The sequence below is a fragment of the Paenibacillus sp. Soil724D2 genome, from assembly GCF_001427935.1.
GTDB lineage: Bacteria > Bacillota > Bacilli > Paenibacillales > NBRC-103111 > Paenibacillus_E.
The window spans coordinates 1-13,401 of the sequence record NZ_LMRY01000018.1 but is presented as its reverse complement, the minus strand read 5'-3'; the positions used below and the strand labels follow the sequence as shown (position 1 = coordinate 13,401).

Here is a 13,401-nt window from a genome sequence, read left to right as displayed (position 1 = left end):
GCCCATCCTAGGATGAGGCGGCTTACTTATTTAGCTTTTTCTCTTTTCGTTAACCAAGTCGGGGTACTGATCCTTACCGTGATATCATCGCGGTCACCGTGATCCATACTTTTCCAGCCCCTCTCTTGCCACAGCTGATACGGATACAGGATTAATGAAAGCCCCACCATGATGAGTAAGATGTGATAGTGCTTCACACTGACAAGATCCGCTATGCCTAGCTTTTCCTCAATCCGATGAAACACAAAGGCATAAAAGGCATCCAACAACAGATTAGCAACGACATATAACCAAAACCGCCCAAATGTAAAGTGAAAAACCCACAAAGTTCCGACAAGAAAAATCCCATAGGCAAAGGCTGTATTTGTCACATAGCCCCATGGAACGATGGCATCTTTTAATATCCACAACTTATATGTATAGCCAATCTCATACACGATCGTGACCAAAAGAGCCGAGAAAATACAGACAGGCATATACCTATAAATACTTTTCTTCTTCATCAAAAATAAAGATAACCAGGGCAGCACAAATCCTGACCAAAGCAGCAATTTATTGAGTATGTTGACAACCTCCCCTGCCGTTTAGTTGATTTTACCATTGCCTGATTGCGTCCATCTTATGCATGGTTTAGGCTCGGTCAGCTCTGTTTTTGGCTTTTCGGCGATGCGGGGTACCGTCCCAAAACAACCTTTCGAATCGAAAGCTGTTAGTGGAGGTGCTTCTTATGCGCAAAAGATTAACAATCACGATATTATCTATTACCCTAGTCGTTTTGATGCTTTGTGGGTGGACGGCCTATGCGGCAACTTCACCTAACACAACGATTTCGACTTCCGTCCTGGGGACATTTAAATCCATCGCTTCGGATGCTGTCACTATAAACACAAATACCGGTGATCAAATAATTCCATTAGCCAAATCCGTATGGGTTTACCGAAATGATCAAAAAGCCCAACTGGCTGATTTAAAGCCTGGGGATCAGATCGAATTAATCGTCAATAGCAAGCAGCAGGCTGCCTATGTGAAAGCGACCTCAACTGGTGCCGGGGCACCCGTGACTGAGGCCGTTCCTGCGACACCAGCGAGCCCTGAGCCAACATCGACACCAGCACCGTCAGCAACAAGCGGGCAACCTGCAGCAACTGTGCCAATTGAACCTTTATCCAGCACACAACCCCCTTCCAAGAAGAACAATGAAGTTTATCCTAACTTGGAGGATATAGACCTGAAGGTGGATGGGAAGCATTTTAAACTGCATATTACACAAACCAAGGGTGCGAATGGCATCTTGTACGATCTGAATATGAAGCCTGAAAATAGCGGTACGATTCATCTCAAAGGGGACCAAGCCGCTGCATGGATCAAAATGCTGCTTGCTTCCGTTGACCTCAAATCTTCAAATGCTGAGCAGGCATTAAAACAGCTGCTTGCTGAGCACTATAACTTGGATGCAAGTAAACTAAATATCCATATGAAAACGAAATGGGAACAAGAACAAGCGCCCAATACGCTAAAGAAGCAGGATTCCCACGAAGTTAAGAACGCGCAAAAAGATGATGACGAAGATGAGGATAAAGACAAGAATAAAGACAAGAATAAAGACAAAGAAAATAACAACACTAAATCCAAAGTACACGGTAACAATGAACATTCAGGAAAAAACGATGATCACAAAAAGAGTGAAAAGTAGAATCGCAGCAGCCACAATGATGACTAAACTCATAAAACTGGCCCATCATCACAATAAAAGCCGCCGATATCCATTAAGGAATGTCGACGGCTTTTTGCTGTATATCTATTTTTTCTTCCCCTTGCCATGTCCGTGCTGACTTTCTTTTTTATCTTCCTTATTGTCCTGGTCTGAGTCTCCAGATGAGGACGATGAGTTCGAATCCTTAGCAGTTTGAGTCTCTGCCCCCACAATCGGCATATCAAAAGGAACAATAGGTGTTTGGGCCAAGGCCCTACTCATCATCTCGCGAAATAAAACAGCAGGAACAGCTCCGCCGGATGTCGTTAAGTAGTGCGCTTTATCCGTACGATCATAACCAACCCACACCGCAGCCGTTAGCTCCGGTGTGTAACCAACGAACCACGCATCTTTAGCGCTTCCGCTGCCTAAGCCTTCGAATTCCTTCGTCTGCGGCAGCTGCGTTGTGCCAGATTTACCTGCAACAGGGCGATTCATAGCTGCATTCTTGCCTGTTCCCTGCGCAACAGCCACTTGCAGCATCGTTGTCATCGCATACGCTGTTTCCGGCTGCATCACGGGAGTCCCCTTCGGACTTGCCCCAACGAGCAAATGACCGCTGCTCGTCTCGATCTTCGTGATCGTATGCGCTTGATGCAGAACACCTTTGGCGGCGAAGGCGCTGAATGCTTGCGCCATCTGAAGCGGCGACACCCCTTCTGAGAGCCCGCCAAGTGCGATGCCAAGCTGACGATCCTGAGCTGGTAAAGTAATGCCCAGGGACTTAGCAAATTGGAGTCCACGATCAATCCCTATCTCGTGAAGCAGCCACACGGCTGGCACGTTCCAAGAAGAAACAACAGCCTCTTGCATCGTCACCTGTCCTCTCGTTTGGTGATCCCAATCTTGTGGCTGGTAGCCTTCGATGTTTAATGGACCGTCAAATAAGAGGGAAGATGGCATATAGCCTTTCTCCAACGCGGGTCCATAGACAACAATCGGCTTAAAAGATGACCCTGGCTGTCTCTTTAACTGCGTGGCACGGCTAAACCCACGGAAGACTCCTTCTCCTCGTCCTCCAGCTAAGGCGCGAATCCCGCCGGTTCGCTGATCTACAATTGCAGCGCCGCTTTGAATGAGCTGATCTGGCTTGCTTTCCGGAAATAGACTCTCGTCTTTAAAAACATCCGCAACTGCGTTCTGCACCGAGGGATCTAGTTCCGTCGTGATTCGCAAGCCACCCGTCAACAGCTGTTCTTCTGTAAACCCATACTCATGAACAGCTTCATTAATGACCGCGTCAACGTAAGCCGGATAGCGTCCCTTCAACTCGTTGCCTTTATCGGACTTAACGACACCTAACGGTGAAGATTTGGCTTTCTCATAGTCCTGCGCGGTGATTTTACCTTCATCACGCATCAATACAAGCACAGTATTCCTTCGCTCTAGTGCCTGACCTTCATCATTAAACGGTGAGTAGCGACTAGGAGCCTTAGGGAGAGCGGCAAGAACGGCTGCCTCAGGCAAGGTTAAATCCTTCACATTTTTGTTGAAATACGTTCTAGCTGCTCCCTGTACCCCCCAGCTCCCTTCCCCGAAATAAATGCTGTTTAAGTACATCTCTAGAATTTCATTTTTACTGTAGGTTGTATCTATTTTAATCGCATAAGCAGCTTCTCTCAGCTTTCGGCCAAGTGTTTTGTCCGCATTGAGAAACAGATTACGAGCCAGCTGTTGTGTGATCGTACTGGCTCCTTCCGAATAGCTGCCTCGCAGCACATCGCGAGCGACTGCACGGAAGATGGATCTCATATCAATACCCGTATGCTCATAGAATCTTCTATCTTCTACAGACACAACCGCATCTGTCAGTACCTTCGGCAATTGTGAGAACTGGACAGGCTCAATTTTTGAAGCAGATAACTGTGAAGCTGGTTTACCGTTCTTATCCAGCACAAGTGTTGACTCTGGCAGCGGCTGGCTTAACTTCGATACATCGAGCCCACGAATGTAGGAATAACAAGCCACGAATACAATCACACACGCCATCAGTACAACAACGCTAAAAATTTGCCAAAACCTTTTTTTCTTCCAAAATGATTTAAACATCTTACCTTCCTCCTTACGTACGCTTATATATATTCGCAGGATTCCTGCAGTTAGCGACGCACGAGGGAAAGGAACTCTTACCAATTTAAACGACGAATAAAGCCCCCAGCATATAAAAACAACTGAAGGGCCCCTAATTTAAAATATTAAGCGATTGAGGTCGGCGCTCCGAAAATACTGGTGTATCCGCTGATACTGCCCAGGATACGCTCCGCTTCCTCATCGTTCATAGAGCCATATCGCTCCACGGCATCGACGATTTTAGGAAATAAATGAATGTCCCCCGCGCTTGCGAATCCGCAAACACCAGGGAAAGATAACACAAAATGCACACAAGCATCTATCATCTGCTGCTGGTCAAAAGGTTCATACCAAGTCGCATAAGGGCGCTTCTCCCCCTCTCCCCATGGAGCCTTAGCAATCGCTTTGATGACCCTGACAGCTGCATTTTGCTTGTTGGCTTCTTCCATGAGTGCATCGAAAGCTTCCCGATACTCCGGCAAACTATACATATAATAATTGAGCGGCAGGAGCACGGTTGCGAAAGGAAAACGATGTAACGCTTCCAAATGTACACTCGGAGCATCATGCCCATGTCCAGTTATGCCAATCTCCTTAACAATACCTTCCGCTTGCGCTTCCAAGGCTGCTTCCAAAGCTCCGCCTTTTTCTGTGCACCGGTCTAACTCCTCCATAGAGCCTACCGCATGCAGTTGAAGTAAATCTACAGAATCAACCCGCATCCGTTCCAAAGAGCGATAAATTTCTTCTTTCGCTTCCTTCTTCGTTCTTTGCCCTGTTTTCGTAGCTAAGAAAATATCCTGGCGAATTTGACTGATCATAGGACCCATACGTACTTCGGCATTCCCATAACTGGCAGCGGTATCAAAATGGTTAACCCCATGCTGCAAGGCAAAAGAGATGGATGCATCCGCTTCCTCTTGCGTCACATTCCCGAGACTTGCTGCACCAAACATAACGACTGAGCTTTCGTAATTCAAACGACCTATTGTTCGTTTCAACATGAATGAAGTGCCCCTTCCTTATTGTTCTTACTCTTCTCCACCATATCATTTACTTGGCCAAGAATACAGTTCTTCGCTGAACTAGATGCAAAAAAAAGCTTTTGGATACAAACATCCAAAAACTTTTTATTCCTACGTCCATGTATGCCAATTAATACGTTGCCCCTTGCAAGAACTTAACTCGTTCACCCATTGGCGGAATTTCGTTGCCATCCACAATAACTTCAACAACCACAGGCCCTCCGTGAGAAAGCCACTCTTGAATATGCTCTCCCTGCAGTTGATCCAAAGATCTAACCTCGGCATGACGCAAGCCAAGCGATTGGGCAACACCTGCAATACTAACTCTCTCTTGCGAGAAGTCTTCCAGACATCTTTTGTACTGCAGCATGTGACCATGATAAACCATCCCAAGCCGGGCATTGTTAATGACAACAAAAAGAATCGGAAGATTGTATTCCTTAGCGGTTAGCACTTCGAGACCATGCATGAAGAAACAGCCATCGCCTGTAATACAAATTGTTGGTCGAGTCGGTTCTGCTAATTGTGCTCCTAATGAACCCCCAATTCCAGAGCCCATGCCTCCGAAATTGATATCAATATCGAATTCTTGTCCGCTCTCAATCAATAAGTTTTGGATCGAATAGGTCATGAATTCACCGATATCTAGGAAGAATCGAGCATTCTTCGGTGCTGTCGCACTGAGACGACGGATCGCCGACAACGTATTCCATTTCTCTTCGACCTGTTCAGAAGCTGCTGCTGCTTCCCCTAGCCCTTGAAATGCCTCATTTGCATATGATCTATCTTGTCCATCGGCCGAAAGTTGATCTAATAATTCCGCAATGACAAGCTTGATTTCACCATGTACAGGATACTGGGTTTCGTAGCACTTTCCTAACTCACTTTGATCGTAATCGATGTGAATGAGCTCTCTACCCGCAACCAATCGCGATTCCCAGTTGCTTGTGGCTAGCTCGCCTAAGCTTGAACCGATGATCAGCAGTACCTCATGATCGTTACCGTTCAAGTAATCACTCGCTTTGATATTCGCTGATAAGCCATATATCCCTAAGGAAAGCGGATGATTTTCGGGAAAGGCCCCTTTACCGCGTGGCGTTGTTGCCACTCTCCACTCAAGTGTTTCAGCCAGCTGTACGATACTGTCAGAGGATGCTTTAGCGCCATTACCTAGCAGAATCGCTCCACGTAGACCTGCTGCTTTGATCCGCTTAGCAGCCGCCTCAGCTGCCGCCAAATCCATCGTTGGCTGTTGAACTGGAGGTAAAACCGGAAGCTCTCTATCGCCAATATCCGTCATTTGAATATCAATGGGAATTGCCAAATGCACAGGACCTGGCACGCCGCTAATCGCTGTGTGATAGGCCTCTGCCAGAATCTCCGGCAGTTGATTAGGGTCTAGAACCGTTCGGCTCATCTTCGTAATCGATGCAAAGATCGGCTCTGCATACAGCTCTTGCGCGCCGCCCTTGCCCATTTTTCCAGATGGCACCGAGCCTGTGATGAATATAACAGGAAGCTTCTGCTTCCAAGCATTCGCAGCCGGCGTCACGAGGTTCGTCGCTCCCGGTCCGCTAGATGCCACGCAAATCGATGGGAGACCAGTAATTCTCGTATATGCACCTGCCATGTAACCTGAGCTGTTCTCATGCTTAGCTACAATAGGCTTAAGCTCAGGAATGTCCAAAAGGGCGTCATAGATTGCATTGATTGAGCCTGCTGGAATACCGAACACATATCTCACACCTTGCTGCACTAAAAATCTCAATCCTACTTCAATCGCCCGCATATTGGTTACTCCCTTCCTTTAGGTAAAGTAAATTTGAATACCGAACCTTGACCTTCCGTGCTCTCAAACCAAATTCGACCGCCATGCAGTTCGATAAGCTGTTTTGAAATCGCAAGACCTAGGCCTGTCCCATTAATTTGATTATTGGCTTGGTAGAATTTCGTGAAAATATTTTTCTGCTTCTCATAAGGGATCCCTATGCCACTATCATGCACTTCAACCGTAAGTACCGTTTCTTCGAATATCGTTTTAATGGTAATCACACCCATAGGAGGCGTAAACTTAATCGCATTGGAGAGTAAATTCAATAGAATCTGCAGAATGCGTTGTTTATCGACGCTTACTATCGTATCCGTTTCTGCATCTGATTCAACAACCAGAATCAGTTTCTTCTTATTGATCAGTGACTGTACGATAGTAACTGATTCCTTGATGATTTCTTTGAAATCAGCTTCGGTATACACCAGTTCAAATTTACCGTTTTCCATTTTAGCGAAATCCAGCAATTCATTCACTTGATCCAGCAAACGCTCGATCGACTTGGACGCTATATCTAGTAAATCCTTCTGCGAATCGTTGAGACCCCCGAGAATCCCTTTGCTAAGAATGTCTACAGATCCTTTAACCGCTGTAATTGGCGTACGCAGCTCATGCGAAAGTGTCGCGATGAAATCGCTCTTCAACTCATTCAGATGCTCTAGTTCACGTACTAGACCCTCTAGTTTGAAGTTAGCATGCTGCAGTTCTATAGAACGTTCATTGACGGAATGATCCAATGTCTCCGTATGCTGAGCATTCGAAAGTGCTGTAGCTGTAGCATCAGAAATCGATTGGCAGAATTCCAATATGCTCGCTTCATACTTCCTTGGCTTTCCGATAGACGGAATCGCAACGACACCGTAAACGGAACCTTTGGCCACGAGCGGGAAAACCATAATGCTTCGAATATCAAAAGAGACGAATGCTTTATGATTAGGCCGCGGATCCGCGTACACATCCTCAATTGCCGCTGATTTCTTCTGAGTAATGACTTCATACAACAGGCGGTCATTTTCAATGGTTAACTTGACTTCTCTATGCTTAACCTTCCATTCGTCAACCGTTACATTCTCAGAAGACAATTGGTAAGGTTCAATCGTATGCTCTTTTTCATTATATAGATGAATACCGATATCCTTAGATCCACTGGCTTTACGCATGTAATGGAAAAAAGTGTTCAAAACATCTTTGACCGACAAAGACTCCGATAAAGCTTTCGTCGCGTCAAGAAGAAGCTGCTGCTTCTCCATCAGAAGCTGCCTTTGCTCGAACATACGGATATTACGAATCGCCACACTGGCCATGTTAACAAAAGCTTCAGTAACTTCCATCTGCTCTTGGGTAATATTCATCGGTTTTCCGAAATCGTGGACGAAGACAAGCCCAAACACGTCATTTTCTACAATGACGGGAATCCCGAGGATTGATTTAATTTTTAACAATTGTCTCTTGGATTGATCCAACCTCAGGTCGATACTCGTATCCGAGATATAGTCGCTAGCTTGGTTGCGTAAAATATCCCTAACAAACTCATCTTCTCTAGGATCAATTAACAGCTCCGTTATATCCACAGGCAATTTATTGCCTTTATATCCTTGAAAAGTACCATCCGGCTGTTTCAGGAAAAAACCAACAAGATCTGCTTGCGTAATCTCTCCTGCTATCGCGTCAACGAAGACCTGCAGGATTTCAGACATTTCAAACTGAGAATTAATGACCTTCGTCATTTGAAATAACTTTTGAAAACTTTTCAATTCCATGACCATGCCCCACCCATTCCCCTTTTATTATCGAATCTTTATTTGATGTCTTCCATTATTCTTGGCCCCAAGAAGTGCAGAATCAGCTTGCATAATGATTTGATCGAACGAGGTAGGGTCGAAATTATTCGTCAACCCGATGCTCACTGAAAATTCCTGTGATTTATGCGGTGCTAGGCTAACCTTTAAACCATCGACAGCCTTAATAATGCTGTCTGCAATCTCTACACAGTTCGCTTCATTTTGGAGTAAGACCAAGTACTCGTCCCCGCCATACCGAAAGGCTAGATCATGCTCGCAAGAGATTTTCGACGATATGATGGTTGCTACTTCTCTCAATACTTGATCTCCAACCAAATGACCATAGTTATCATTAATGTCCTTAAAATAATCCATGTCGACCATCATAGCGGCTTGAAACTTCTTGGTTCCCTCTTTGATCATCCGAATGGTAATATCCAAGTATGCTCGATTATATAAACCAGTTAACGCATCCACATACACCAATTTGGCTAATTGTTTATTGTCTTTCTTCAAGTTTTTAACCTTCGCTTTTTGGTGGAGGGCAATTTCAACCTTTCGTTCCAGTACATCCAGATCGAATGGCTTGGTCAAATAATCAATGGCTCCTAAGCGTAGTCCTTGTAAAATGTCTTCCTTCTGTGCATTTGCAGATAAGAAAATAATCGGAATATCAAAATCGCTTTCAGCTGTTAATTGTTTGCATATTTCAAATCCAGTCACTTCAGGCATCATCACATCAAGTAAAATAAGATCAGGTGCAATCTCTTTGACCATAGAGAAAGCCTCTTTGCCATCCTCAACCGTGATGATTTCATAGTGTAACGAATTTAAAAATATACGCAGTATATTTAAATTATGGGGTTCGTCATCGACGATAAGAATGCGACATTTCATTAATCTATCCCAGCTTTCATTCCTAAAATAATTGCATGTTGATAAGTTATTATCCATTCATCTGCATCTGCTCATCGATGATACTTAAGAAAATTCGTACCAATTCCTCATCAAACTGCTTGCCTGCGTGAATAAGAAGTTGTTCCCTGACTTCATGCACGTGCAGCGAATCTCGGTATACTCTCGTAGAAGTCATCGCATCAAATGCATCTGCAATACTTACAATGCGGACAAGCAAGGGAATCTCTTCACCCTGCAGATTGTCTGGATATCCTCTCCCATCCATGCGTTCATGATGCCATTTTACAATAGGCAGAAGATGCTCAACATCCGGCAAATCCTTTAGCAGCTCATAGCCAATTACAGGATGCTGGCGAATAACGTTAAATTCTTCATCTGATAACCGCCCAGGTTTCATCAGAATATGATCGGGAATTGCTATTTTACCAATGTCATGCAAAAGAGCCCCTAACTTCAATCGTTCCAGTTCGGCCTCACTTACCCTCGCTTTCGCTCCAAGCAAAGTAGAGTAGAAAGCGACATTGTAACAGTGATCGACCGTGAAGCTATCTTTAACCCTCAACGTATTAAAAAGATTCTCGTAGGCTTTCTGTTTCAGTACTTGTCTCCGGAATTGAATCTTTTTAATCAATTGCTCCATATGCAGTTTAATGAGGTTGCACAGATGCAATTGATCCTCCGTAAGTTGAATATCTGTAGGAAATGAGAATAATAAAGCTCCGTAAGAAGGACCATGCTTTATATGAAAACCGTATATGCACTCGTATTTACTCATGATAAGATAATTTTTCAAATGACTATCTGCATTATGTACAGATAAACGTATACCATCGGGATTTCTGAAAAAAAACTGTGTTTGCAGCACTATTTGCTGTAACTGGTCCATGACTGCCGTACTAATATTAACCGAATAAGATGCTGGGGTGCTCTGATGTTTCTCGTCTATAAGAAAGAGAGAGATATGTTCGCAGCCAATTGTTTTCTTGGCGATATCACTCAATTGTCCGATCGATTCGAAGATGGAATCAGAATTTATCACATTTTTAAAAAACAATGAATTCTGCATAGATGTACCTCTTATTCTTCTCAAATAAACTTCCCCAACTATTTAATTAGTACTAGTTCTTCTTAATAAGGAGATTCTCCTCTATTATAAATAAAAATTTCCATTATTTTAATATTTTTTTACTCATTTGTTGATATAATTACTCACTTTTTGTTAATTTCTTGGATTATTATCTCGATTGCTGTCAGATACCTTGCGTAAATCCCGAAACAAAAGGAAAAAGGCCAGCATATTTCTAATGAAATAGACTGACCTTAAATAGTCATAAAGTTCTAGTTAGCTGACATAATCGGCTTAATGAGTGATAACAAGACCTGTATGTCCTCTTTACTAATTTGGGAGAAAGGGTTGGACGGATTGTTGAGAGTTAATAGAATCTGCTTGATGTCGATTGCTGTAATTCCCGTAAAGTATCTTTGCTTAAGCGCATATTGTACCTGATAAGAAGAATAGTTGTCTTGAATATAGACCGGTGAGCCATAAAGTGACAAGTGATTATTATAGTCCATTGTATAGATGGATATAAAATTTGCTCCTTGAGGAATCATGATAGGCGTCGGAATGGAAAGCCTCCATGGTGCTCCTTTGGCTACATGACTTATTTCAACAGGACTCACATTATACCCTGTAAAATAAGCATAGTATGCCTTAATGTTCGACTCATTGTTGTCCTGATTCCATGTGATATGTCCACGGATACTTCGATAGTGCTCGTCCCAATCTGTGAATTGAATCGTTGGGGGAAGCGGATAATAGGCAGGTATGTCATTCTCTTTACCACTTTCTAGTACAGAGTATATTGCAATCTGCGTTGCGCCATTCGGGATTATGATAGGCTCGTTAATATTTAAACCGTTGTAATTCATATGGTTATCTATGATAGGAGGTTCCAAGGCAGAACCGATCAACTGTAATTTCGTTCCATTTGCATCGGTAAAATAAATCGTTTGACCAGCTAGTTGAAGGAGAATATTACGATCTGACGATACTTCCCATCTTAGCCAACCAGCTATTTTCCCCGCTTGCGGGTAATACAGTTGCCCTTCGAAATTACTCGGCACAGGTAAATTCGATGTTGTAGAGACATATGTTAAGGGATCCGATAAACGATTGTCATACATGAAGACAATGGGCCAACTTCCAGGTTCTTCTCCATTGCTGTTATTTACTACTACCCCGATTTCTACGACATCTAATGGCAGCGTCGGCAGAGTAAACTGATAAGCTTTATCTGCCCTTTTTCCGACAATACCCAAATGATGGTAGACATTTAATGCATTCTTTGTACGATAGTATACACGGTACCCTGTAACTTGAGATTCATTCGTAGAACCAGTCCAATTCAGCACTCCATCAATAACTCCACCGGCCCAATTGGTATCTTTGAAACTCCAAGCCTATTCTTGTCGCTCCCGCTGGAATGGGTATTGCCGTTGGCAAAGTAAATTGATTAAGCGTCGTACTAATATTTGAATACACGTTACCAACTACCGAATTATAGCTGTCTAAAAATTTTATATTTATTTGGCTATTGGCTGGAACCGTTCCATACGTATTCCATGTTACCGTTCCTTGAATTTCAGTTAATGAAGAGTATTCAAGATTGTCTTTAAAGTTAAAACTCTCAAAAGCGGTATAACCGCCTCTATGTTCTAACGTCACATTATGCGAATAGTTACCACTCACTTGACCGCCGATATATGTATCATTGAAATATCCAGGAGCTGAGATATAGATGCTATAATTTGCAACTGGTAAATTTTCTTGTTTTTACCATGACCGACTCCGTCTAACTGAATTCGTAATGGAAACGGTAAGCTCTCTGAGGTAACAAAGACCTTAGCTGAGCTAATTGGTTGTGACTCAGTATTTTTCACGGTGACTTCAATAGAAGCAACTGAAACACCTGAGCTACCCGGCAAAACCGCTGCAGAAACCTTATCAAGATGAGATAACGTTACCAACAATATGATTATAACGATCAAAGCCGCAATCCATTTTGAATGACTTACTTTCATCAAACTCTCCCCTTAGACCAATAATCTGTTCATATTTTATTCGACATGATATGACATTTTCCTCTATTTTATAGGTAAAAATAACCTCTTTCTCAGTTAACGCACAACTGGGAAAGAGGTTAATGTCTGCTTCGCTTCCTTAACGCCACTAACCTTCAACAATGCAATTAACCGTTATCGTTTAATACAAAAAAAAGCATAATCTAGCAGTGAATTCACTACTAGATTATGCTTTACTATGATCGGGACGACACGATTTGAACATGCGACCCCCTGCTCCCAAAGCAGGTGCTCTACCAAGCTGAGCTACGTCCCGAAAGTAATATGTATTTCTAAAAAAAATGGCGCGCCCTGAGAGATTCGAACTCCCGACCTTTTGATTCGTAGTCAAATACTCTATCCAGCTGAGCTAAGGGCGCTTAATAAAATGGAGCGGAAGACGGGGATCGAACCCGCGACCCTCGCCTTGGCAAGGCGATGCTCTACCGCTGAGCCACTTCCGCATGGGTACCTCAGGAGTATAAATACTGCTGAGGATTTGATGCGCGTAGAGGGACTTGAACCCCCACGGTCACCCGCTAGATCCTAAGTCTAGTGCGTCTGCCAATTCCGCCATACGCGCATGCTGTAAATAAGGCAAAGTGAGTCATGTAGGATTCGAACCTACGACACCCTGATTAAAAGTCAGGTGCTCTACCAACTGAGCTAATGACTCGCATCATTGGTTGCGGGGGCAGGATTTGAACCTGCGGCCTTCGGGTTATGAGCCCGACGAGCTACCGGGCTGCTCCACCCCGCGTCATAGTTAGATGTGATCCCTACATTGTTACTAATACCCTTGCGGGTACTGCTTGGCAACGTTCTACTCTCCCAGAACCCTGCGGTTCAAGTACCATCGACGCTGGAGGGCTTAACGGTCGTGTTCGAGATGGGAACGCGTGG

Annotated in this window: 10 protein-coding genes, 6 tRNA genes and 1 rRNA gene; 1 reads left to right on the top strand and 16 read right to left on the bottom strand. The window is 43.8% G+C overall.

The annotated features are described in order from the left end of the window. Nucleotides 1–26: 26 nt before the first annotated feature. On the bottom strand, nt 27–506 hold the full coding sequence (locus ASG85_RS17105; protein ID WP_162257269.1) for a hypothetical protein: 480 nt from the start codon (nt 504–506) through the stop codon (nt 27–29). 221 nt (nt 507–727) lie between these two features. On the opposite strand from ASG85_RS17105, the gene ASG85_RS17100 reads away from it, so the two are divergent. Further along, on the top strand, nt 728–1,693 hold the full coding sequence (locus ASG85_RS17100) for a hypothetical protein (RefSeq protein WP_057303322.1): 966 nt from the start codon (nt 728–730) through the stop codon (nt 1,691–1,693). Between the two features lie 105 nt (nt 1,694–1,798). Here ASG85_RS17100 and ASG85_RS17095 read toward each other — a convergent pair whose 3' ends face one another. The 15 genes from ASG85_RS17095 to rrf all read right to left on the bottom strand — a co-directional run. Beyond that, nucleotides 1,799–3,802, bottom strand: a complete 2,004-nt coding sequence (locus ASG85_RS17095) for a transglycosylase domain-containing protein (protein WP_060647151.1) — start codon at nt 3,800–3,802, stop codon at nt 1,799–1,801. A gap of 146 nt (nt 3,803–3,948) precedes the next feature. Beyond that, complete coding sequence (locus tag ASG85_RS17090) at nt 3,949–4,827, bottom strand: aldo/keto reductase (RefSeq protein ID WP_060647150.1); 879 nt, start codon at nt 4,825–4,827, stop codon at nt 3,949–3,951. Between the two features lie 151 nt (nt 4,828–4,978). Next, nucleotides 4,979–6,637, bottom strand: a complete 1,659-nt coding sequence (locus tag ASG85_RS17085) for a thiamine pyrophosphate-binding protein (protein ID WP_060647148.1) — start codon at nt 6,635–6,637, stop codon at nt 4,979–4,981. A 5-nt stretch (nt 6,638–6,642) separates the two neighbouring features. Beyond that, nucleotides 6,643–8,436, bottom strand: coding sequence for an ATP-binding protein (locus ASG85_RS17080; protein WP_063860313.1), 1,794 nt, complete (start codon nt 8,434–8,436; stop codon nt 6,643–6,645). A gap of 27 nt (nt 8,437–8,463) precedes the next feature. Then, nucleotides 8,464–9,354 (bottom strand): diguanylate cyclase, encoded by an 891-nt coding sequence (locus ASG85_RS17075; RefSeq protein ID WP_162251225.1) that lies wholly within the window; start codon nt 9,352–9,354, stop codon nt 8,464–8,466. A gap of 49 nt (nt 9,355–9,403) precedes the next feature. Further along, nucleotides 9,404–10,441, bottom strand: a complete 1,038-nt coding sequence (locus tag ASG85_RS17070) for an HD-GYP domain-containing protein (RefSeq protein WP_060647146.1) — start codon at nt 10,439–10,441, stop codon at nt 9,404–9,406. A gap of 272 nt (nt 10,442–10,713) precedes the next feature. Further along, nucleotides 10,714–11,790, bottom strand: coding sequence for a hypothetical protein (locus tag ASG85_RS17065; RefSeq protein WP_060647143.1), 1,077 nt, complete (start codon nt 11,788–11,790; stop codon nt 10,714–10,716). Between the two features lie 333 nt (nt 11,791–12,123). Next, a complete protein-coding gene (locus ASG85_RS17060; protein ID WP_060647141.1) occupies nt 12,124–12,459 on the bottom strand; it encodes a hypothetical protein in 336 nt (111 codons plus the stop codon). 242 nt (nt 12,460–12,701) lie between these two features. Further along, nucleotides 12,702–12,775 (bottom strand) — tRNA-Pro (locus ASG85_RS17055). 26 nt (nt 12,776–12,801) lie between these two features. Beyond that, nucleotides 12,802–12,878, bottom strand: a tRNA-Arg gene (locus ASG85_RS17050). Between the two features lie 9 nt (nt 12,879–12,887). Continuing rightward, nucleotides 12,888–12,962, bottom strand: a tRNA-Gly gene (locus ASG85_RS17045). A gap of 39 nt (nt 12,963–13,001) precedes the next feature. Further along, a tRNA-Leu gene (locus ASG85_RS17040) sits at nt 13,002–13,081 on the bottom strand. A gap of 20 nt (nt 13,082–13,101) precedes the next feature. Then, a tRNA-Lys gene (locus tag ASG85_RS17035) sits at nt 13,102–13,174 on the bottom strand. A gap of 7 nt (nt 13,175–13,181) precedes the next feature. After that, nucleotides 13,182–13,258 (bottom strand) — tRNA-Met (locus ASG85_RS17030). A 50-nt stretch (nt 13,259–13,308) separates the two neighbouring features. Next, nucleotides 13,309–13,401 (bottom strand): 5S ribosomal RNA (gene rrf, locus ASG85_RS17025); the annotation flags it as partial.